Genomic DNA, 22,394 nt, shown 5'->3' with positions numbered 1-22,394 from the left:
GTCCGCCAGCCCTTGGGAGACTCCATGACCATGCTTGCCCTGCGCAGGACAATTGCCATTCTGGCGCTTATTGCCGTGCCTGGACTGGCGAATGCCCAGTTCGCCCAGAAACTTGGTCCGACCGAGGTCGGCGTGGTGACGCTGCAATCCTCCAGCGTGCCCTATTCCCTGACCCTGCCGGGCCGCGCCGTGGCCCGCGACCAGACCGAGATCCGCCCCCGTGTCGAAGGCACGATCGAGCAGATCAACTACACCGCCGGCCGCCCGGTGAAGGCCGGAGACGTGCTGTTCACCCTGGATAGCGACACCTATGACGTGGCCCTTGCCGCCGCCAAGGCCGAGAAGGCCAGCGCCGAGGCCGCCCTGTCCGCCGCCCAGGCCACCGTCAACCGCTACCAGCGGCTGAACGGCGTCGGCGTCACGCAGGGCGATCTGGAAACCGCGCAGGCGACGCTGGCCTCGGCCAAGGCGACGCTCAGCTCGGCCGAGGCGACGCTGAAATCGGCGCAGCTGAACCTGGACCGCACGGTGATCCGCAGCCCGATCAACGGCATCCCCGACGTGCCCGCCTATACGGTCGGCGCGCTGGTGACGGCGAACCAGACCGATGCGCTGACCACGGTCACGCGGCTGGACCCGATTTATGTCGACGTGCAGGAAAGTTCGGCCCGGATGCTGCGGGTGCGCCAGATGATCGCCGACGGCACGCTGACGCGGGCCGACAAGCTGGACGTCACCCTGACGCTGGAAACCGGCCAGACCTATGAACGCAAGGGGACCCTCGTCAGCCCGAGCGCCATCGTCTCGACCACCACCGGATCGGTGGACTTCCGCTTCGAATTCGACAACCCCGACCGGCTGATCCTGCCCGGCCAGTTCCTGCGCGTCGCCATCGTGCTGGGCACCCGGCAGGGGATCCTGGTGCCGCAGCGCGCCACCGACCGGGCCTCGGACGGAACGCTGACGGCCTTCATCGCCGCCGATGGCGTGGCCAAGCAGGTGGTGCTGACCTCGCAGGGCAGCTACGAAAACGCCTGGGTGGTCACCCAAGGGGTGGAACCGGGCGACAAGCTGCTGGTCGACGGCCTGCGCGACATGAAGGCGGGCACCAAGATCAAGACCGTGCCCGTCACCATCGACAAGAACGGCCTGGTGGTCGACCAGACCAATGCCAACCCGGGTGACGCGGCCAAGACCGGCGGCACCAAGACCGATGCGGCCAAGGCCGCCTCGGGCAACGGGAACTGACGCCCGATGGTCCGTTTCTTCATTCACCGCCCCGTCTTTGCCTGGGTGCTGGCGCTGGTCACGATCCTGGCGGGCACCTTCGCCTATACCCAGCTGCCGGTCTCGCAATATCCCGAGATCGCCCCCACCACGATCCGCATCACCGCCACCTACAGCGGCGCCACCGCCGATGCGGTGCAGAATTCCGTCACCTCGACCATCGAGGACGCGCTGACCGGCCTTGACGGGATGCTCTACATGGAGAGTTCCTCGCGGCAGGGATCGGCGCGGGTGACGCTGACCTTCGACGGCTCGATCGACCCGATAGACGCCCAGAACGAGGTCCAGGTGAAGGTCTCCTCGATCGAGAGCCAGCTGCCCGATGCGGTCGTGACCGCGGGGGTGAAGGTGTCGCGTTCGTCGGATTCGATCCTGATGGTCGGGGCGATTGTCTCCGCGGACGGGCGCTATTCCACCGTTCAGCTGGGCGACATCATCACCAACATGATCGAGGGCCCGGTGGAACGCACCACCGGTGTCGGCGGCATCAACGTCTTTGGTTCCGGCTATGCGATGCGGATCTGGCTGGATCCGCTGAAACTGGCGCAGTACCAGCTGACGCCCAGCGACGTGACGACGGCGGTGGCGAACCAGAACACCACCGTGTCCGTGGGCACGCTGGGCGAATTGCCCACCACCCAGGGCCAGCAGTTCACCGCCACCATCACCGCGCAAAGCCAGCTGACCTCGGCCGAGCAGTTCGAGCAGATCCTGCTGAAGACCGAGGCCGACGGCAGCGCAGTCTACCTGGGCGATGTCGCCCGGGTCGAGATCGGCCAGGAGGATTACGGCGTCAACTCGTTCTTCAATGGCGAGAACGCGGCCGGCTTCGGCGTCAACCTGGCGGCGGGCGCCAATGCCATCGACACCGCCGCCGCCGTGCGCGCGACGCTGGCCAGGCTGCAACCCGCGCTGCCCGAGGGCGTCACGATCCACTATGCCTACGACACCTCGCCCTTCGTGCAGCTGTCGATCGAAAAGGTCTACCACACCCTGGGCGAGGCCGTGCTGCTGGTGCTGCTGGTGATCCTGGTGTTCCTGCAGAAATGGCGGGCGACGCTCATTCCGATCATCGCCGTGCCGGTGGTGCTGATGGGCACCTTCGCGATCCTGGCCACCATGGGGTTCACGATCAACACGCTGACGATGTTCGCCATGGTTCTGGCCATCGGCCTTCTGGTCGATGACGCCATCGTCGTGGTCGAGAACGTCGAGCGCGTGATGGAGGAAGAGGGCCTGTCGCCCCTTGCCGCCACCGAGAAATCCATGGGCCAGATCACCGGCGCGCTGGTCGGCATCGCGCTGGTGCTGTCGGCGGTGTTCCTGCCGATGGCCTTCATGGGGGGCTCGACCGGGGTGATCTACCGGCAGTTCTCGGTGACGATCATCTCGGCCATGGTGCTGTCGGCGCTGGTGGCGCTGATCCTGTCGCCGGCGCTGTGCGCGACGATGCTGAAGCCCGCCCATGGCCGCGCCATCGCCCCGGCCCGCTGGTTCAACCGCAACTTCGAGCGCGTCAGTCAGGGCTATGGCGGCACCGTGCGGCGCTTCCTGAAGGCGCCGGTGGTGATGATCTTCGTGCTGGCGCTGGTGGTGGCCGCCGCCACCCAGGTCTACAAGCGCATCCCCTCGTCCTTCCTGCCCTCCGAGGATCAGGGCGTGATGATGGTGATCGTCAAGCTGACCGAGGGCTCGACCACGACGCAGACCAAGAGCGTCGTGGACCAGATCGACGACTGGCTGAAGACCAAGGAAGCCGCCAGCGTCGACAGCACCTTTGCCACGCTGGGCTTTGCCTTCGGGGGGACCGGGGCGAACCAGGCGATGATCTTCGTCAAGCTGAAGGATTTCGACCAGCGGACCGGGGCGGACCAGACCGCCGGCGCCCTGGTGCAGGCCGGCAACAAGGCCTTCGGCACCCTGCGGGCGGGGCGGGTGTTCTTCCTGCAGCCGCCGGCGATCCCGGGGATGGGCAATACCTCGGGGTTCTCGATGTACATGGTGGATCAGGCCAACAATGGCAATGCCGCCATGATCGAGGCCACCAAGCAGCTGGAAACCCTGGTCCAGCAGGATGGCCGGGCGCAGAACCTGCGTGTCACGGGCGATGAATCCGAGGCCGTGCTGCGCATCAACATCGACCAGCAGAAGGCGCAGAGCTTTGGCGTGACGCCCTCGGCGGTGAACACGCTGCTGTCGACGATCTTTACCGGCAAGACGGTGAACGACTTCAACATGAACGGCAACCTGCGCCCGGTCATCGTGCAGGGCGACGCCCCCTACCGGATGCAGCCCGAGGATATCGACGACTGGTACGCCATCAATTCCGACGGAGAGATGGTGCCGTTCTCGGCCTTCATGACGACGCAGTGGGTCTCGGCCTCGCCGACGCTGTCGCGGATCGGGGGCACCAATGCGATGTCGATCTCGGGGCAGGCGGGGGCGGGCGTGTCCTCGGGCGATGCGATGAAGGCGATGGAGGAACTGGTGGCCAAGCTGCCAGGCGGCTACGGCGTGGCCTGGACCGGCATTTCCTATCAGGAACAGCAGTCCGGCAACCAGGCGCCCTACCTTTATGCGCTGTCGGTGCTGGTGGTCTTCCTGTCGCTGGCGGCGCTCTACGAAAGCTGGTCGGTGCCGTTCTCGGTCATGCTGGTGGTGCCGGTGGGTGTGCTGGGGGCGCTGGTCGCGGCCTGGGTCGCGGCGGGCGACAACGATGTCTACTTCAAGGTGGGCATCCTGACGACCATCGGCCTGGCCGCCAAGAACGCCATCCTGATCGTCGAATTCGCCAAGGACCTGGAGGCCCAGGGCAAGCCCCTGGTCGCCGCCACGATCGAGGCCGCACGGATGCGGTTGCGGCCGATCCTGATGACCTCGTTCGCCTTCATCCTGGGGGTGGTGCCGCTGGCGCTGGCCACAGGGGCCGGGGCTGCGGCGCAGAATGCCATCGGCATCGGCGTGCTGGGCGGCATGATCGCGGCAACCTTCATCGGCGTCTTCATGGTCCCCAGCTTCTACGTGCTGATCCGGCGGATATCTGACCGCGAGGCGCGCCGCCAGCCGCGCTGAGGCAGGTGACAGGGCGCAAGGGCGGGCGGCAGGACATCCCTGCCGCCCGTTGCCGTTCCTAGGGGTGTAAGAGTTTGTTAACCAACTAAATGAAAAACTTGATGAAATTCCTCTTTCCTGTGGCCTGCCGCTGCGTAACGCGGTATTAAAGATCCTGTACCGGATGCCCCAGGGGCACCGGGGCCGGGGGACCAGACAGGGGCCGCCCGGCAGTGGCCGAAGCGCCGCGGGATCAATCACGATGCGACGGTGTGGGCCGAGTTTGCCCACCCTGGGCATCCGCGAACCCAGACCCTCGTTTCCCGAGGAAAGGATTTGCAGGATGCGTCTTCTCGTCACCGACACCACCTGGAACATCGCCGGCCTGGCCCATGCGCTGCGCGGCGAAGGCTTTTACATCACCGAGGCCGCGAATGCCGCCGAGGCGCTCGAATTCGCCGATGCCGGAGAGCTGGACGCCTTCCTGATCGATCCCGATGTGCCGGACCTGGCGGCGCCCGCGCTGGTGGCCCGGCTGCGTGCCCAGTATCCCGCCTGCGTGATCTGTGTCGTCAGCCGCCGTGTCACTGAAAGCGACCGGGCGCTGTACCTGACGCGCGGCGCCGATGCGATGATCGAATGGCCCTCCAAGGCCATCGAGGTCGCCGCCCAGATCCGCGCCTATGTCCGCCGCGCCGCGGGCTTTGCCCACCCCGAGCTGCTTTGCGGACCGATCACCGTCGATGTCGCCCAGATGCAGGTCCATTACGGCGACATGCCGATCCACCTGACCCGTCTGGAATACGAGCTGGTCGAGATGCTGGCCCTGCGCAACGGCGGCATGGTCACCCGCGAACAGGTGATGCTGCAGCTCTATGCCTGGCAGGACGAACCCGACCCCAAGATCATCGACGTCTATATCTGCCGCATCCGGGCCAAGCTGGCCGCCGTCGGCGTGAGCGAGGACGTCATCCTGACCAGCTTCGGCCAGGGGATCCGGATGCATGCCCCCAGCCGCCCCGTGCCGCAGGAGGCCGCTGCCTGATCCGGGAACCGGGCGCCGGGGGCGACGTGGCAGGGCAGGGGGCGTTCCGCCTGCCGCCTGCCCAAAGCTCTGGCCCCGGGATCCGTTGCCGCCCGGATCGGGCTGACCACGCGCCGCTATCCGTCCGGTAAGGTCGATTGCGCCGGGCATATCTCGCGACGCGGGAACGCCCATCTGGGGGCTCTACGCGGCGGCCCGTGGTGCTGACCAGAACCATGGCCGACGGTGCGCCGAGACCCGCGGGCCTGCAGCTGCGGGAGCGGATTGGCTGCAAGCGTGCCGCCGTTGCCGTGGCGCGCAAGCTGGCGGTTATCATGCCGCAATGCTGAAATCCGGTCAGATGTTCCAACGGCAAGCCGAACCCATGGCCTGAGCCGCAACCGACCGCGCCGAGCTGTCGACGCGTCCCTGCCGGGACGTGGCCCAAACCATTCCGCCGAGGCTGTTGCACCATCCGCGCGTCAAGGCCGATGGGGTGCTCCCCACATTGGAAGGGGCCCCGCGATGCCCCACCATGCGGCGGCATATGCCGACCGCGAAGATGACACCGCTCCCGGCACGGATGCTCCCCAAAAGCAGAAAGGTCTTGCAGTATGGCATGCGATTGGATGACGGCCTCGGCTGTGTCCCGTTGGGCCGGAGGGTCGGCTTTTCGGCCCGTGAGATCCTGGCGTTAAATATTAGTTAAGCGTTAACCTTGCTGTAGTGATACTTCTCTCGGTTGAGGGGGGCGCATGGGCAGAGGAACGGGCATCGCTCTGGCACTTCTGCTGGCCGTGGGGCTGGCGACGCCGGCCGGGGCGGGGGCCTGGCCACGCGGCGATGGCAAGAGCTTTGCCGCCGGGGCGTTGCGGGTCTATGGCCTGGGCACCGCCGGGCCGCTGACCACTGGCTACACGCTCTTCTACGAATACGGGCTGAGCGACAGCTGGACCTTGGGGGCGGATGTCGGGGGGGCGATCTCGGGGCTGGACAAGATGGTGGCCTTTGTCAGCCATCCACTGCCCGCGCCGGGGCGGTTCGCCTTCGGGGCAGACCTGGGGGCGGGGGCGATCTCGGGGCGGCCGGTGCTGCGGCCGGGGCTGGCGATCGGGCGGGGCCTTGACTGGCCCAAGGGCTGGGTCACGGCGGAAACCGCGGTCGAATTCTATCCCGGCGATGGCAGCTATGACTGGAAGGCCGATTTCACCTTCGGCGTCTCGCCTGCCGGCAAGGCCAAGACCTATGTCCAGCTGCAGACCGGCAAGAGCCAGTCCGACCCCGCCTTTGCCCGCATGGCCGTGTCGCTGGCAGTGCCGATGCGCAAGGGCCTTTCCATCGACGTGGGCGGCTCGGCCGCGCTGGCCAACAGCGACCTTTACCGTCTCAAGGTCGGTTTCTGGAAAGAGTTCTGACCCCTTCCCGCGCCGCCGCTGCAGGCCTATCGTGCCGCCATGACCGATCCCCACCGTCCTGCCGATGACGAAGCCTGCGCGCTGGCGCGTCGTCTGATCACCACTGCCCGCCACGGCGCGCTGGCGACGCTGCGCGAGGGCGTGCCTTTCGTCACCCGCATCGCCCTGGCCTGCGATCCCGCAGGGCAGCCGCTGACGCTGGTGTCGCGGCTGGCCGATCACACCGGCCCGCTGCTGGCGGCTGCGGAAGTGTCGCTGCTGCTGGGTGATCCCGGCCCCGGGGGCGATCCGCTGACCCATCCGCGGCTGACCCTGCAGGCGCGTCCGCAGCCGGTGCCGCGCGACGATCCCGCCTTTCAGGCGCTGGCCGCCCATTATCTGTCGCAACGGCCGAAGGCGAAGCTGTACATCGGTTTCGCGGATTTTCTGCTGGTGCGGCTGGTGCCGCTGTCGGGGCTGCTGAACGCGGGCTTCGGCAAGGCCTGTCGGCTGGCCCCCCAGGATCTGTCCGGGCCCCCGGCCTAGAAGAGGGCCGATTGTATTGAAAACTCTGTGAACCAAGACATGGCCCGAAATCCTGGACCGCTGGTCCTGCAGGCCGCCCCTTGGCAAACCGCAAGTGTTCAGGAGAGCCTTTGCGGGAGGGAGTTCTGCTGATCCGCCCGGTCGCGCCGGTTCAGAGACTTTTTCAACGCTCGGTCGAAAATGGTGTTTGGAACGCCCGCCGCGTCCGGTGCGCCGGGCCCTTTCGCGGTCCACGGCCAGCAGCGCGGCGAGATGGCCCCAGGGCTGGCGCAGTGGCGAGGCTGCCCTTCTGCGTCCGGCTAGAACCGCCAGCCCGCCGCCAGGCTGAGGTAGGGATAGGCGGGCCAGTCCGACAGGTCATCGTTCAGATCCTGCATCTGTCCTTCCAGATCGGCCCGGGCGTCTGCGGGCAGGCCGTCGGTGCCGGTCAGGGTGGCACGGTGGTGGGCGACGCGGGCCCCGGCCTCGATCAGCATGGTAAAGCCGTTCTGGCTGACCCGCCGGTAGCCCAGGCCGATCTGCGGCGCCACTGCGGTGGTCTGCTCGATCGACAGGGCGAAATCGCCGTAATGGCTTTGTCCGGCGGCGGTCAGGTGGGTGGCGATGCCGCTGGCCTCGTATCCGCCGACGGCCAGCCCGCCGGTGACGTAAAGGCCATTGTCGAACGGGTGGTATTCCGCCATCGCCGCGATGGAACGCGCCAGCAGGTTGCCGGTAAAGCGGTTGCCGCGGCGGATGTCCAGCTGGCCAAAGCGGAGCCCGTTGTAGATCGGCAGCCGCAGGTTCAGCCGTGGCGTGACGTGAAAGATCGGGTCGATGTAGAAGCCCAGCGTCGACAGGCCACTGTCGAGCATCATCCGTTTCTCGGACGGGCGGGCCTGGGCAGAGGCGCTGAACAGCAGCAGGGCACACAGGCCAAAGCCGATGCGGCGAAGGGGCTGAGAAAGAAACATGGGCATTCCCTTTTGCGAGGGTGTGACCCGTTCTGAATTCCAGATATCCCCTAAGAAATGACTATCCCGGATGGAAAAGACCGGAAATCCGCATTGCCGTTCCTGATGTTCTCTTTCGGTTCCACATGCCTGTCGCAATTGCGGACCAGACGGTCAAATCCTCAGTCCACAAGGGCCACGGAGGGAAGTGGGGGGCGAATCTCTGGATTGGAATCGTGAATTGAAACCCTGCCGTTTCGTGAAATGGGAATGAAAAAGGGCACCCGAAGGCGCCCTTTCATTGCCGATCCGGCATTATTGCGTTGCGAGGCCGTCAGGCGAATGCACCGGCCAGGGCGCGGTCGATCAGATCAGCGGTTTCCGTCACGCCGTAAAGCGCGATGAAGCCACCAAAGCGCGGCCCCTGGGCGGCGCCCAGCAGCACCTCGTAAAGGCACGAGAACCACGCCTTCATCGGGTCGAACCGCTCGCGGCCGATGGTGTAGACCACCGATTGCAGCGCCTCGTCGGTCATTTCGCCGTCGTAGGCGCGCAGGGCGTCGCGCAGGGCCTCCAGGGCCTCGCGCTCGGCTTCGGTGGGGGCGCGGAAGACCTTCTCGGGCTTCACGAAGTCATTGTAGTAGCGCACCGCGAAACCGGCTGCCGCATCCAGGTCGGCATGGGTTTCCGGGGTGGCGTCCGGCGCGTAGCGGCGGATGAAGCCCCACAGCGTCTCCTTGTCCTCGGCGCCCGCAACCGAGGCGAGGTTCAGCAGCATCGAATAGCTGACCACCATGGTCGAGACCGGAACCTTGCCGCCGTGGATGTGCCACACCGGGTTCGCCAGCTGCCCCTTGATGTCCTGCGCGTGGTAGGCCGTCAGCTGCTGGTGATATTCATCCATCGCCTTCGGGATGACATCGAAATGCATCCGCTTGGCCGTCTTGGGCTTCTGGAACATGAAATACGACAGGCTCTCGGTCGAGGCATAGGTCAGCCATTCGTCGATCGACAGGCCGTTGCCCTTCGACTTCGAGATCTTCTCGCCGTTCTGGTCCAGGAACAGTTCGTAGGTGAAGTGGTTCGGCTTCTTGCCGCCCAGGATCTCGCAGATGCGGTCGTAGATCGGCGTGTTGGTGCTGTGATCCTTGCCGTACATCTCGAAATCGACGTCGAGCGCGGCCCAGCGGGCGCCGAAATCGGGCTTCCACTGCAGCTTCACGGTGCCGCCCGTCACGGGCAGGGTCCATTCGCGGCCGTCTTCGTCATCGAAGGTGATGGTGTAGTTTTCCGCATCCACCTTCTTCATCGGCACGTAGAGGACACGGCCGGTTTCGGGGTGAATCGGCAGGAAAATCGAATAGGTCGCGGCGCGTTCGTCGCGCAGCGACTTCAGCATGACCTTCATCACGTCGTCGTATTTCTCGACCGCGCGCTTCAGCACCGCGTCGAACTGGCCCGACTTGTAGAACTCGGTGGCCGAGTAGAATTCGTACTGGAACCCGAAGGTATCCAGGAACCGGCGCAGCATGGCGTTGTTGTGGTGGCCGAAGCTTTCGAACTGCTCGAACGGATCGGGGACCGAGGTCAGCGGCTTCTGGATGTTGGCGTGCAGAAGCTCTTGGTTCGGAACGTTTTCCGGCACCTTGCGCATGCCGTCCATGTCATCCGAGAAGCAGATCAGACGGGTGGGGATGTCGCTGATCGCCTCGAAGGCGGTGCGGATCATCGTGGTGCGGGCCACCTCGCCGAAGGTGCCGATATGCGGCAGGCCCGAGGGGCCATAGCCCGTCTCGAACAGCACATAGCCCTTCTCGGGCGGAGCCTTCTCGTACCGTTTGGCCAGGGCACGGGCCTCCTCGAAAGGCCAGGCCTTCGATTCAAGTGCTGCGGCGCGCAGTTCGGACATGATGGACTCCTTGGGTTGCACCCTTGCTCCGGGACCTGCGCTTCCTATTGTGCGTCCTGCCCAAGGTCAATAATCTGGGCCTTCAAGGCAGAATTCAGGGTTTCCCATCATGACCGAGATCTCTCATTCGCTGTCCGAACAGGATTGCCTCGTCCTGCTGATGATCGCGGTATCCGCATCCGACGAGAACATGCGCACCGCCGAGCTGATCAAGATTGAGAGCCAGGTGAACACCCTGCCGATCTTCGCGGAATACGACGATGCCCGCATCAAGCAGATGTCCACCATCGTGTTCGAGCTGTTCTCGGAAGAGGACGGGCTGGATGCGCTCTTCGGGCTGATTCGCGACAACCTGTCGGAACGGCTGTTCGAAACCGCCTATGCGCTGGCCTGCGACGTGGCCGCCGCCGACGGCACCCTGCATGAGCCCGAGCTGCGCCTGCTGGAAGAAATCCGCTACGAGCTGAACCTGGACCGCCTGCATGCCGCCGCGATCGAGCGTGGCGCCCGCGCCCGCCACCTGCGCGCCTGAGGGCCAGGGCAGGGATGGCGCGCCACCCGGGGCTGACGGGACTCCGCCCCCAGTGGGCCGGGCCCGGGGGTGATCGGGGTATCGCGGGCCGGTGATCCGTGCCTGCGCCGGGCCGTGATCACGCGCAAGGCGGCGGGCTGAAACCTGCTGAAACGCCGGGCGGCCAGTTCCGGCCGGTCACCGGCCAGCTGTTGCCACAGGGCCACGCATCCACATAACGGAATTGACCAAGGGGGTGTGCCCGCCACCTCATGGCGGGCAGCAACAGCACCCGAGGTTCCGTCATGCGCCGCGTGTTCCTTTTCGGCGGTCTTGCCCTTCTCTGCCTGGTCCCCGTCCTGGGGGTGATGACAGATCATTCGTCCTTCGTGCCCACGGCCGTCTCGACCGCGCTGCCCGAGATGCAGCGCAACTGATCAGCTGCGGTACATCCCGCCCCAGCGTTCCATCAGGTCCTGCTGCAGGTAGCGGGCGCGCGCCAGCCAGGGGGCCCCGCCGGGCGGGTGTTCCTTCTGGTCGCGGGTCAGCTCGTCCCGTTTCTCCAGGTTGTTCGAGATGATGGCGAAGACCAGCTTGTGGCCGTTCGGGGCGATCTCGTAACCGGCAAGGGCGCTGACGAAGTTCAGCGTGCCGGTCTTGGCCTGCACCGTCATCGGGTGTTTCGGGTCGATCTTTTTGCCGCCGTTGCGCAGCGGAATGGTCTTCAGCAGCGGATGCAGCCGGGTCTGGGCGCTTTCCGAATTCAGCATCCCCGCCAGATCGTTCACCGACACCCGCGAGGCATCGCCCAGCCCCGAATGGTCGACCATCGCCACCTGCTGCATCCCGAAACGCGCGCGCAGCCAGGCGCTGAGGTACTTGGCCGACATTTCCAGCGAGGCGGGCGGCTTGCCCATCAGCTTGGTGGTGGTCGAACAGCCGACGATCTCGGCGGTGACGTTGGTGGAATAGAACAGCATCGACTTCAGCACCTGATCGAGCGGCCGGCTTTCGTGCAGCGCGATCTGGTAGGCATCGGCGGGCAGCGCATCCAGCGCCTGCGGCGTGCCCAGTTCGATCCCGTTCGAGCGCGCCAGCGTGGCAAAGACCTCGGCGGTGTAGGCGGCGGGGCGGGTGACCGGCAGCCAGCGGGCGCCGTCCTCGTTCAGGGCGCTGCGCAGGACGGTCCAGACATCCTTGCCGTCCTTGTCCTCCCAGGTGAAGACACTGGGAGAGCTGTCGACGATTTGCATCGTCGCGATCTCGACCCCGGGGCGGTAGCTGCCGGCGGGCGCCTGCATCGAGATCTGGAAGCTGTTGCCGACCTTCTTCCAGTCGAAATAGACCCGGTTGAAGTTCAGGTTCAGCCCCGAGACCCCGGGGTTGTAGCTGACATGGTAGGGCTGGCCGGGGTCGATGTTGCGGGTCTCGGGCAGGGCCTTGCCGAAATAGAGGTAGCTGCCCTCGACCGCGTGGATGCCGACGGCGCGCAGCTGCGAGGCCAGCGTGCCCAGGTCCTGGGTGTCCAGTTCAGGATCGCCGCCGCCTGCCAGGATCAAGTCGCCCTTCAGCGTGCCGTTGTCGATCAGCCCGGTGGTCAAGAGCCGCGTCTGGAACCGGTGATCGGCGCCCAGATGTTCCAGCGCATACATGCTGGTCATCGTCTTGGCGACGCTGGCCGGGGCCATCGGGTGATCGCCGTGATAGGATTCCAGCGTCTTGCCGGTCACCAGGTCATGCACCACGCAGGCAGTGTCGCCCGGCACGTTGATCGAGGTCACCGCATGTTCCAGCCCCGACACCGGCGCGGCGGTCTGTGCGGCGGGGCGCAGCTTGGGCCGGACGGATTCGGACGTTGCGGCATAGGCGGGCAGGGCCGAGGCGGCCATGGCGCCGCCCAGCAGGCTGCGCAGGGCTGCACGTCGGGTGAAAGCGGCGCTCGTCAAGGGCGCGGTCCTCTCTGGTTGGCGCGGCGGGGGCGCCGGGTCACGGGTCTGGTCGAAGGGCGAGGTGTCAGCGCGACCCCCATTCGCCACGCTGGCGAAGGATGGTTGACGAAATGGAAACAAGCGGCACATTCACGAAGCACCAGGCGGGCGGATGGGCCTGGGCCAGAAGGTGGCTCTGGCTGGCGGGCAGGCGGCGGTCGCGAAAGATCCGCGCCGCGCGCGATGTGCGCGCCTGCAGGCGGTCTCCGGGCCGGGCCAGCACGCCCAGGGGAAAGTGTTCCATGATCCAGCGCCATTCCTGCCAGCGGTCGAACTGCACGAGGTTGTCGGCTCCCATGAGCCAGGTGAAACGCACGCCCGGGTAGAGCCGCCCAAGGGCGCGCAGCGTCCCGGCGGTGTATCGTGTACCGGTGCGTGCTTCCAGATCGGTGACCTTCACACGCGGGTGATCAACCAGCGCGCGCGCGGCGGCCAGCCGTTCGGCCATCGGGGCGGGGCCGCGTGTTTTCAGGGGATTGCCGGGGCTGACCAGCCACCAGACCTGATCCAGCTCGAAGGCGCGCAGTGCCGCGAGGGTAATGTGCAGATGCCCGAAATGAGGCGGATCGAAAGAGCCGCCCAGCAGCCCGATGCGCTGGCCGGGGCGGGCCAGGGGGCGTGTCGTGCAGGGTGGCGGGGTCGCGGCCAAGGGGGAGGCTCCTTGCGTGGTCCGTCAGGGGTCTGTCATCAGACTTGGCTTTGTGACGCAAGGCGCGGGAAAGTCAAACATCTCTTCAGTCGCGCGGGGGGGCCTTCATGGGTTGCAGCCCGGGGCTGGGGCCATGACCGGGGGCGATGCCCAGCGGTGCATCGGTGGTCGAGGGCAGGGTGACATGGCCGGGATGGCGCATGGCGTGGCTGCGGCGGGCGGCCTCGGCGCGCAGACGGCGGCGGCGGCGCATCTCGGCCCGTCCGAGCGCCGGGCCGTCCTCTCCGTCAAGGAAGCGGGCGACCACGGCCAGTTCCGGGACATTGTCGCAGACCACCTTGATCATCACCAGGAAGGGCACCGCCAGCAGCGCCCCCGCCACGCCCCAAAGCCAGGCCCAGAAGATCACCGCCAGGAAGACGGCGGGGGTGTTCAGGCGCAGGTGGCGGCCGACCACCCAAGGCGTGATGATCTGCCCCTCGAGCGAGGTCAGCAGCATGTAGGTCAGCGGCACCATGAGGGCGGCCCCCGTGCTGTCGAGGCTGACCAGCGCCACTGCCCCCGAGGCGCCGATGCCCAGCATTGCACCCAGGTAGGGCAGGTAGTTCAAGCCAAAGGCCGCCACGCCCCAGAGCAACCCATAGGGCATGTGCAGCAGGTGCAGCGCGGTGCCGATGGCCAGGCCCAGGCAGGCGTTGATCACCGTGATCGCGGCCAGGTAGCGCGAGATCTGCCGTTCGACATCGCGGCTGATCCGCATGGCGCGCCGCTTCGATCCGAAATCGGGGAAGGAATCGATGAACTTGTGTCGGAACATGCCGCCGCTGGCCAGCAGGAACATCGCCAGCAGCAGCGCCACCAGCACCGTTGATCCGGTGCCCGCCGCCGACGCCGCGGCCGTCCGCAGCAGCGAGGGTCCGTTCTGCACGATGACCTTGGTGTCCTGGCTGCCCTTCTCGCCGCCCGAGGCCAGCTGTTTCAGCTCTTCCGTGGCTTGCTGCATCTTGTCGACATTGCGGGTGATCTTCCACAGCTTCAGGCGCAGTTCGGCCTGGATCTGAGGGACTTCCTCGATCAGCATCTGGGCGGGGACGCGCAGCATATAGACCCCGGTGGCACTGGCCGCGCCGATCGAGAAGATCAGCAGCACCGCGCCGACCGCATGCGGGATGCGCGCCCGTGCCAGCAGCCGGGTGAAGGGGGCCAGCGTCAGCGCGATCAGAAGGCCCAGGACGATGGGCAGCACCACCACCTTGGCCAGCGAGATCGACCAGAAGGCAAAAAGGGTCACCAGCGCGGTCAGCATCGCGAAGATGCGTTTCAGGTAGCGGTTGCGGATCTGGTCGGCCTCTGGGGGCGGGGCGGGTGTCTGGCTGGGCCGGTCGGTCGTGTCTGTCATGGCGTGGCTCTCCCTGCTGCCGGGATCAACGTTTGCTGCGGGCCGCAGTTCCGAGACGCGCCGAGGGGCAAGGGCGATCCGTACGAATATGGCTGGACAGATGGGGCCGGCCAGGTGGGCTGTTTCGCAGCAGGCAGCAGGCAGCAGGCAGCAGGCAGCAGGCAGCAGGCAGCAGGCAGCAGGCAGCAGGCAGCAGGCAGCAGGCAGCAGGCAGCAGGCAGCAGGCAGCAGGCAGCAGGCAGCAGGCAGCAGGCAGCACCCCGGATCGTGAGCCTTTAAGTCGCTCACCTCATATGGGTTGATTTCCGTTCCCGTTCCCGTTCCCGTTCCCGTTCCTGATCCGGTTCCCTTAGTCCCGGTCTCAGTCCCCTGACCTCGCCCCTCCGTCGACCCTGGCGTACCCAGCTTGGGCCATGCGGCCCTCTGCTTTTGCCGCCTGGGGCCCGGCGCCCAGACGCGCCTTGCACGTTTCCCGGATCAGCCCGTTCGGCGCTGGGTGGTGGGGCTGGCCGTGCCATCGGGTGGGATCTCCAGTCGGAACTGGCCGATCAGGCTGCCCAGAGCCTGAGACTGATCCCTCAGCCGGATCGCCTCGGCGGTTGTCTCCTCGGACATCGACGCATTCTGCTGGGTAAAGTCGCTGCTCTGGCTGATCGCACTGCTGATCTGGCCAATGCTGCCCTCCTGCTCTTCGGCCGAACCCCGGATGGCCCGCAGCAGCGCGTCGATTTCGCCGACCTTGTCGCGCGTCAGGTCCAGCGCGGCGCCGGTCTCGTCCACCAGCTTGCCGCCATGATCGACGTGGCGGGCGCTCTGCTCGATCAGATTGCGGATCGTCTGCGCCGCCTCCGCCGAGCGATGCGCCAGAGAGCGCACCTCGGTCGCCACCACGGCAAAGCCACGGCCGGCTTCGCCCGCCCGGGCCGCCTCGACGCCTGCATTCAGCGCCAGCAGGTTGGTCTGCATCGCGATCGTATCGATGACGGAAACGATCTGAGCGATTTCCTTGGAACTTGCCAGGATCTCCTGCATGGCAGTCTGGGTCTGGCGCATCCCCTCGCTGGATTTCGTCACCATGTCATGGGCCTGTGTGGCTGCGGCCGAGGCCTTGCGGGCACCATCGGCGGTGCCCTTCACCGTCTTGCTGACCTGATCGAGCGAGGTTCGGCTGGTGTCCATGGCGGCCGCCTGCCGTTCGGTCCGCGTCGACAGGGCCTCCAGCGCTGCCGCGATGTGCTGGCTGCCCATCTGCACCTCGGCCGAGCTGGTCGCGATGTCCCCCAGCGTGCCCTGAAGGGTCTGCATCGCCGCGTTGAAATCCTGCCGCGCCGCATCAATCTTGGCCGGCGCGTCCGCCCCCACCCGGTGGGTCAGATCCCCGGCGGCCAGGCTGCGCAGGGCGCGGCCCAGAACATCGGTCGCCTGGCGGTCGGCCTCGGCTTCGGCCTGGAAGAAGTGGTGCATGGCCACCGCCACATCCGAGAATATCCCGATGCTGAGCTGGCTGAACAGCGGCTGCCGTCGCCCCTTGCGCATCGTCAGCGTGGCCCGGGCCAGCGCCCCCTGCAGCCCCGCCGCGTAATGGGCATAGCCCTGCAGGTACGCGGGGAAATCGATCTGGCGCGCGATGTCGGCGGCGATCTCGGCCTGCTCGCGGAAATACTCGGCCGAGAAATCACCGGTGGTGATGCGGCGGAACTTGCGCAGCTCTTTCTGGTAGAGGTCTTCGGGCAGGATGGTCATGGAGGGGTCGATCACGCGGTAGGCGTTCAGAAGGACCGTGCGCAGCTCTCCCTCAATCAGGGCACGGACCTGTTCGCCGTGCGCCCGCTCTTCCGCGCTCCAGCGGCGGATCTCTGTCTCGATGCTCATCCGGTTCCTTCCCTTCCGCCGCACCGGCGGACAAAAACTTGGCGCAAGCATCGGGCGATTCGGTAAGGGCCCCGTAAACCGCAGGCCGCTTCCCGCGCGGGAATTTTCGACGAGGCAATTGTGAAAGCGCCGCGCCCCGCGTATCTAGGCGCCCAAGCGATAACGGAGGATCTCATGGCCGCCTATCAGTACGTTTACCACATGTCCGGCGTCTCCAAGACCTATCCGGGTGGCAAGAAGTGCTTTGAAAATATCCACCTGAACTTCCTCCCCGGGGTGAAGATCGGGGTGGTCGGCGTCAACGGCGCCGGTAAATCGACCCTGCTGAAGATCATGGCGGGCTGGGACAAGGACTTCCAGGGCGAGGCCTGGCATGCGGAAGGCGCCAAGGTCGGCTACCTGCCGCAGGAGCCCGAGCTGGACCCGAACCTGGACGTGCGCGGCAACGTCATGCTGGGCGTGAAGGCGAAAAAGGACATCCTGGACCGCTACAACGAACTGGCGATGAACTACAGCGACGAGACCGCCGACGAGATGGCGCGCCTGCAGGACGAGATCGACAGCCAGAACCTGTGGGATCTGGACAGCCAGGTCGATGTCTCGATGGAGGCGCTGCGCTGCCCCCCCGATGATGCCGACGTGACCCAGCTGTCGGGCGGTGAAAAGCGTCGCGTGGCGCTGTGCAAGCTGCTGCTGGAAGCGCCCGACATGCTGCTCTTGGACGAACCGACCAACCACCTGGATGCGGAAACCATCGCCTGGCTGCAGCAGCACCTGATCGACTACAAGGGCACGATCCTGTGCGTCACCCACGACCGCTACTTCCTGGATGACATCACCGGCTGGATCCTGGAACTGGATCGCGGTCGCGGCATCCCCTACGAGGGCAACTATTCCAGCTGGCTGGAGCAGAAAGCCAAGCGGCTGGAGCAGGAAGCCCGCGAGGACAAGGCCAAGCAAAAGACCCTGTCGCGCGAACTGGAATGGATGCGCCAGGGCGCCAAGGCCCGTCAGGCGAAATCCAAGGCCCGGATCAACGCCTATAACGAGATGGCGAACCAGTCCGAGCGCGAGAAGCTGGCGAATGCCCAGATCGTCATCCCGAACGGCCCGCGCCTTGGCAACAAGGTGATCGAGGTCGAGGGCCTGAAGAAGGCCATGGGCGACAAGCTGCTGGTCGAGGGCCTGAGCTTTGCGCTGCCGCCGGGTGGTATCGTGGGCGTCATCGGCCCGAACGGCGCGGGTAAGACCACGCTCTTCAAGATGCTGACCGGGCAGGAGCAGCCCGACGAGGGCACGGTCGAGTTCGGTGACACCGTGAAACTGTCCTACGTGGACCAGTCGCGCGACGATCTGGACCCCAATGCCAACGTCTGGGAAGCCATTGCCGACGGTCAGGACATCATCAAGCTGGGCGATGCCGAGGTGAACGCGCGGGCCTATTGCTCGGCCTTCAACTTCAAGGGCGGCGACCAGCAGAAGAAGGTGTCGCTGCTGTCGGGGGGCGAGCGCAACCGCGTCCACATGGCGCGCCTGCTGCGCTCGGGCGGCAACGTGCTGCTGCTTGACGAACCGACCAACGACCTCGATGTGGAAACCCTGCGGGCGCTGGAAGACGCGCTTGTCGATTTCGCCGGCTGCGCGGTGGTGATTTCGCACGACCGTTTCTTCCTTGACCGGATCTGCACCCACATCCTTGCCTTCGAAGGCGAGGCCCATGTGGAATGGTTCGAGGGCAACTTCGAGGATTACGAAGAGGACAAGAAGCGCCGGCTGGGCCCGGATGCGCTGGAACCCAAGCGCATCAAGTACAAGAAGTTCGCTCGCTGATAAAGCTGAACCGCAGTTTGCAGAACCCCGCCAGTTTCTGGCGGGGTTTTTGTTTTTCCCGGAATCATCTTTGGGTGGTACGTTGTTCGGAAAATGGAGGGCGGCATGTGGATCGTGGCACTTTTGTTTTCCATTCTATTCAGCGCCTTTTCTGCCAGTGCCAGAGAGGATCAGCTGTATTCCTCGCAGGACCTGAAAAAGGAATTTTCGTCGGAACAGCTGGAAACGCTCGGGCGGATACTTTCTGCGCCCGGGGGCGTGGCGCTTTTGGAGCAGAACACACCATCAATTGCGGACGGGGCACAGGGTCTGATCGTGATAGGCCGGCCGGCATATTCGGCCATGGTTGGCATAACCTCTTCCCAGCGGGGGGATGCCAACTCGGTCCTGCCCGGACTGCAACCGGTCGTGATCCCCTATTGCGTGCTTTCGGGGCAAAGGGGGTACTGTGCGACCGGCGAGGCCGTGGGGGCCGCCTGCAGTTGTAACCTGAATGGAGAAGATGTGTCGGGCTTGGTTGAGAATGTCAGTGTTTCCTACGGCGGAGGGGACCTGAGGTGAGACGCCCAGGACTTTCGGTCATCCCATATTTTCTGCTCTTCGGGCTTGGTGTCGGGGCAGGCGTTTTGGTCGCCGCGTCGATATACTCTGTGTCGAACAAGGCCTGGTCCTTCCTCATAGAGAGGGGCGACATTTTTCAATGCATGGATCTTCTGGCCAGGTCCGGAGGAGAGGCCTTCGGGATCACGGCAGCAAGAAGCTGTGCGGAAATCCTGGCCTATCAAGATCAATCCGCATTGCTGAAGGTCAGTGCCATGGTTTTTCGGGATCAGGGCGTGGCGAATGCTGTCGTGATGTGGTCCGTCACATTTTTGATTATTTCCGGGGTTGTCCTGGGAGGGGTCCAGCTTTTGACATCATTCAAATTGTCCATGGCGGGAAAACAGGCCGGCGTTGATGCCGTTCCGCATGATGTCCAGATTGAAAACAGCAAGATTGCGATCAAAAGCAGCTATCTTGGTGTTGCCATTTTGGCGATCACCCTGGTGTACTTCTGCGTTTATGTCATCTTTGTGTACACGATAAAGGACGGCAGGGACGGGCAGGCTAATCAGGGCGCGGTTTCAAAAAGTCAGATGAACCAGATCGTTGCCCTGAAGACCCTCCAGGATATTGGCCCCGCATTGCCCGCCCCACAATGATCCCGGTGGCCTGGCGCGTGACAGTGAAGAGGCTGGGTTCGGTCAGGATATATCGAGCGAGAGGGCCGGGTCGCTCAACCTGCCTCTTTCCCCGACTCACGAAACCTGCCATAAGGGTTCCCGCGCGAGCGCGATCTATCGACCCCCTGTTCTCTACCGACGACAGTCATCGATGTGACGACATGACGCCGGGCCGCCGCACTTCCGCGGGCGGTATGATTAACAGGAGTACACGGAATGGCCACTGGCACCGTGAAATGGTTCAACACCACCAAAGGCTACGGCTTCATCGCGCCCCAGGGCGGCAGCAAGGACGTCTTCGTCCACATCTCCGCTGTCGAACGTTCGGGCCTGACCGGCCTGAAGGACGGCGCGAAGGTTACCTTCGACATCCAGCCCGGCCGTGACGGCCGCGAAAGCGCTGTGAACCTGGTTCTCGACTGATCGCTCGCCGATCCTCGAATTCCGCGGCCGTCCGGGACCTCCCGGGCGGCCGTTTTCGTGTCAGGCCTCGTCCTGCTCTTTGCAGAACAGCGTGTAGAGCAGCCCGATCACCTGCGCGACACTGTCGTCCTTCAGCCGGTAGTAGATCGCCTTGCCCTCGCGGCGGGTGGTGACGAAGCCCTCGTCACGCAGCCGGGCCAGCATCTGGCTGACCGCCGCCTGGCGCATCTGCAACAGCGCCTCCAGCTCTCCGACCGAACGCTCGCCGCTGCACAGGTGGCACAGGATCATCAGCCGGCCCTCATGCGCCAGTGCCTTCAGGAAGGCGGCTGCATTCTTGGCATTCTCGGCCATGATGTCGGGAGGGACGGTCGCGTCCTTCATCGGGGTCTGCTCCGGAACATAAGATGAATGATTTTTAACATGCTGTGGCATGCAGCGCTATCACTCATCCCGCACGTGAGTGTTTTCGAATGGGTTCCGGCGGGGGCCCGCGGACGGGGGGCGAACCTATAGCAGGCGGCAGCCGCAGGTTTGCGGTGGCGAAGGGCGCTTCGGGTAGGCAGGGTGGCCGACCGGAGGGGGGCGTGGCCGGTCCTCGGCCATGGGGGCGCGTGCGACACCAGCCGCCAGCCGATCAATCCCGTGACAGTATCGGCGCCGCCTGAAGGCGTCCGGCAGGGCGCCCAACAGCGGCCTGAAGGGGGATGGCATGGCTGAAGGCGCTGACCCTCAGCGCCCGCCCAGAGACGGCGCTGCCCGGCAACCTGGCGGTTCAGGGCGGCGCCACGGGAAAGGATCCGCCCGGCGCCGGTCCTGTCGATGCTGGCCGCCCGCAGGGCCGGCCGTCGGGGCGGGGGCATCGGCTTCCCCGGGGGCCGCATCAATCAGGCGGCGCCCGGAGGTTGAGACCAGCGGCCAGAGGGCCAGAGGCGTCAGAGGGCCCGGGCCGCTGCGGCAAAGCGGCGGGCGGTGGCGGGGGCGTCGCCCATCTGCTCTTCCGGGGCGAAGAGGCCGCTCAGGTCCAGTTCGGGCCAGGTCTCGCGGGCCAGTTCGCCAAGGGTCAGCCCCGAGGCCAGGACCTGCTTGGCCAGCGCCTTGACGGCATCCTGGGCCTCGGGGCGCGGCATCGAACGGGCCAGACGGAAGGACAGGGCCTCGGCGTGCAGCAATCCCTGAGAGCCGCTGAAGGCCTGGGCCATCCGGTCGGCCTGCGGCTGCAGGTCCGGCACCAGAGCGGTGGCGGTGACCAGGGCGGCATGGGCCGACAGGCAGAGCTGCGGCAGGGTCATCCATTCGGTGAACCAGGCAGCGCCGTCGCGTTCCTGCCGCGGCATGCCGGCGCCCTGCAGGATGGCGTTCAGCCCGATCACCTGCCGCGCCAGCGCCAGCAGCGCCGAGGGCTGCACCGGGTTCTGCTTTTGCGGCATGGTCGAGGACCCGCCGGAATTGCCCAGGCGGATCTCTCCGGCGCTGGACTGGGCCATCAGGATCAGGTCGTCGCCCATCTTGCCCAGAATCTGGGCCATCCGCGTCAGCCAGCCGGCGATGCGCAGCACGGGGCCGCGATCCGCGTGCCAGCTGCGGCCCGGGTCGGCCAGGCCCAGCCCCTGGGCCAGGGCGGCGCGCAGGGCGTCACGGTCCTCGCCGAACTCGGCCCCGGTTCCGGCAGCCCCCGACAGCGACACCCACAGCGAACTGGCGCGCAGGGCGTCCAGTTCCCCCAGCAGGTCCAGCAGCGGCCAGCCCCAGTTCGCGACATGGCTGCCAAAGCTGACGGGGGTGGCAAACTGGCCGTAGGTGCGCCCGGCCATCGGCAGGTCGGCATGGGCCTCGGCCTGGGCGGCCAGCGCCTTCAGCAGGGTCTTCAGGCCGGTTTCGCACAGGATCAGCAGCTGGCGCAGCCGCAGCATCTGGCCGGTGTCGGCAATGTCCTGGCTGGTGGCGCCCCAGTGGACGAACTGGGCGTGCTCGGGGGCCTCCATGGCCTTGCGGAAGGCCGCGACAAGACCCGGCACCGGAACGCCGTTCTTGGCGGCTCCGGCGGCCAGGCCGGCGGGATCCAGCGGCAGTTCCAGCGAGGCGCGGTGAATGAACCTGGCAGACAGCTCGGGGATCATGCCCAGCGTGCCCTGGGCCTTGGCCAGTGCCCCCTCGACGATCACCATGGACCGGACCTCGGCCGAGTCGGTGAACAGCCGCCCCGCCTCGCCGCAGTCGAAGAGTTTCGAGTAGATCGTGCTGTCGTGGACCGATCCCGCCATGGTGCTGCCTTTCGTCTTCGGATGGAAAACCCCCGGGGCCGGAAAAGCCGGTCCCGGGGGGATGTCTAGCAAAGCGGCACCGGGCTGCACAG

General features: G+C 65.9%; 19 protein-coding genes and 1 pseudogene. 12 read left to right on the top strand and 8 right to left on the bottom strand.

All coding sequences use genetic code 11. The annotated features are described in order from the left end of the window. Positions 1–24: 24 nt before the first annotated feature. The 6 genes and pseudogenes from AC2ITM_RS15010 (at position 25) to AC2ITM_RS14985 (ending at position 7,302) form a co-directional block, all read left to right on the top strand. The gene (locus AC2ITM_RS15010; RefSeq protein ID WP_486467435.1) at positions 25–1,248 is read left to right on the top strand and encodes an efflux RND transporter periplasmic adaptor subunit; all 1,224 of its coding nucleotides are present in this window, start codon (positions 25–27) and stop codon (positions 1,246–1,248) included. Between the two features lie 6 nt (positions 1,249–1,254). Further along, entirely contained in the window at positions 1,255–4,359 is a 3,105-nt protein-coding gene (locus AC2ITM_RS15005; RefSeq protein ID WP_486467434.1) for an efflux RND transporter permease subunit, read from the top strand. Between the two features lie 322 nt (positions 4,360–4,681). Next, positions 4,682–5,383, top strand: a complete 702-nt coding sequence (locus tag AC2ITM_RS15000; protein WP_486467433.1) for a winged helix-turn-helix domain-containing protein — start codon at positions 4,682–4,684, stop codon at positions 5,381–5,383. A gap of 81 nt (positions 5,384–5,464) precedes the next feature. Then, positions 5,465–5,756, top strand: a pseudogene (locus AC2ITM_RS14995) (IS110 family transposase); the annotation flags it as partial. Between the two features lie 361 nt (positions 5,757–6,117). Beyond that, positions 6,118–6,777, top strand: a complete 660-nt coding sequence (locus tag AC2ITM_RS14990; RefSeq protein ID WP_486467432.1) for a hypothetical protein — start codon at positions 6,118–6,120, stop codon at positions 6,775–6,777. Between the two features lie 39 nt (positions 6,778–6,816). Then, the gene (locus AC2ITM_RS14985) at positions 6,817–7,302 is read left to right on the top strand and encodes a HugZ family pyridoxamine 5'-phosphate oxidase (protein ID WP_486467431.1); all 486 of its coding nucleotides are present in this window, start codon (positions 6,817–6,819) and stop codon (positions 7,300–7,302) included. 299 nt (positions 7,303–7,601) lie between these two features. On the opposite strand, the gene AC2ITM_RS14980 is transcribed toward AC2ITM_RS14985, so the two are convergent. Both AC2ITM_RS14980 and AC2ITM_RS14975 read right to left on the bottom strand, forming a co-directional pair. Then, a complete protein-coding gene (locus AC2ITM_RS14980) occupies positions 7,602–8,255 on the bottom strand; it encodes a hypothetical protein (RefSeq protein WP_486467430.1) in 654 nt (217 codons plus the stop codon). Between the two features lie 313 nt (positions 8,256–8,568). After that, complete coding sequence (locus AC2ITM_RS14975) at positions 8,569–10,143, bottom strand: lysine--tRNA ligase (RefSeq protein ID WP_486467429.1); 1,575 nt, start codon at positions 10,141–10,143, stop codon at positions 8,569–8,571. 109 nt (positions 10,144–10,252) lie between these two features. Here AC2ITM_RS14975 and AC2ITM_RS14970 point away from each other — a divergent pair, with 109 nt between their 5' ends. Together AC2ITM_RS14970 and AC2ITM_RS14965 are read left to right on the top strand one after the other, a co-directional pair. Beyond that, the gene (locus AC2ITM_RS14970) at positions 10,253–10,675 is read left to right on the top strand and encodes a tellurite resistance TerB family protein (RefSeq protein WP_486467428.1); all 423 of its coding nucleotides are present in this window, start codon (positions 10,253–10,255) and stop codon (positions 10,673–10,675) included. A gap of 284 nt (positions 10,676–10,959) precedes the next feature. Then, positions 10,960–11,091, top strand: a complete 132-nt coding sequence (locus AC2ITM_RS14965; RefSeq protein ID WP_486467427.1) for a hypothetical protein — start codon at positions 10,960–10,962, stop codon at positions 11,089–11,091. On the opposite strand, the gene dacB is transcribed toward AC2ITM_RS14965, so the two are convergent. The 4 genes from dacB to AC2ITM_RS14945 form a co-directional block, all read right to left on the bottom strand. Next, entirely contained in the window at positions 11,092–12,600 is a 1,509-nt protein-coding gene (gene dacB, locus AC2ITM_RS14960; protein WP_486467426.1) for a D-alanyl-D-alanine carboxypeptidase/D-alanyl-D-alanine endopeptidase, read from the bottom strand. It abuts the gene before it with no gap. A gap of 67 nt (positions 12,601–12,667) precedes the next feature. Further along, positions 12,668–13,291 (bottom strand): nicotinate-nucleotide adenylyltransferase, encoded by a 624-nt coding sequence (locus AC2ITM_RS14955; protein WP_486467425.1) that lies wholly within the window; start codon positions 13,289–13,291, stop codon positions 12,668–12,670. A gap of 85 nt (positions 13,292–13,376) precedes the next feature. Continuing rightward, on the bottom strand, positions 13,377–14,690 hold the full coding sequence (locus tag AC2ITM_RS14950; RefSeq protein WP_486467424.1) for an AI-2E family transporter: 1,314 nt from the start codon (positions 14,688–14,690) through the stop codon (positions 13,377–13,379). A 477-nt stretch (positions 14,691–15,167) separates the two neighbouring features. Continuing rightward, positions 15,168–16,562 carry a methyl-accepting chemotaxis protein gene (locus AC2ITM_RS14945; RefSeq protein WP_486467423.1) on the bottom strand — a complete coding sequence of 465 codons (1,395 nt, stop codon included), beginning with the start codon at positions 16,560–16,562 and terminating at the stop codon, positions 15,168–15,170. 174 nt (positions 16,563–16,736) lie between these two features. Here AC2ITM_RS14945 and ettA point away from each other — a divergent pair, with 174 nt between their 5' ends. From ettA to AC2ITM_RS14925, 4 genes are all read left to right on the top strand, one after another. Then, complete coding sequence (gene ettA, locus AC2ITM_RS14940; RefSeq protein WP_486467422.1) at positions 16,737–18,392, top strand: energy-dependent translational throttle protein EttA; 1,656 nt, start codon at positions 16,737–16,739, stop codon at positions 18,390–18,392. A gap of 105 nt (positions 18,393–18,497) precedes the next feature. After that, entirely contained in the window at positions 18,498–18,953 is a 456-nt protein-coding gene (locus tag AC2ITM_RS14935) for a hypothetical protein (protein ID WP_486467421.1), read from the top strand. A gap of 143 nt (positions 18,954–19,096) precedes the next feature. After that, complete coding sequence (locus AC2ITM_RS14930) at positions 19,097–19,594, top strand: hypothetical protein (protein WP_486467420.1); 498 nt, start codon at positions 19,097–19,099, stop codon at positions 19,592–19,594. 237 nt (positions 19,595–19,831) lie between these two features. Beyond that, positions 19,832–20,038, top strand: a complete 207-nt coding sequence (locus tag AC2ITM_RS14925; protein ID WP_486467419.1) for a cold-shock protein — start codon at positions 19,832–19,834, stop codon at positions 20,036–20,038. Positions 20,039–20,098: 60 nt separating this feature from the next. Here the strand turns inward: AC2ITM_RS14925 and AC2ITM_RS14920 are convergent, their stop codons facing one another. Both AC2ITM_RS14920 and AC2ITM_RS14915 read right to left on the bottom strand, forming a co-directional pair. After that, on the bottom strand, positions 20,099–20,422 hold the full coding sequence (locus tag AC2ITM_RS14920) for a metalloregulator ArsR/SmtB family transcription factor (RefSeq protein WP_486467418.1): 324 nt from the start codon (positions 20,420–20,422) through the stop codon (positions 20,099–20,101). Between the two features lie 551 nt (positions 20,423–20,973). Next, entirely contained in the window at positions 20,974–22,302 is a 1,329-nt protein-coding gene (locus tag AC2ITM_RS14915) for a lyase family protein (protein WP_486467417.1), read from the bottom strand. Positions 22,303–22,394 lie beyond the last annotated feature (92 nt).

The sequence above is a fragment of the Pseudooceanicola sp. NS-SX9 genome, from assembly GCF_057380705.1.
This window is presented reverse-complemented; position numbering and strand designations above follow the sequence as displayed.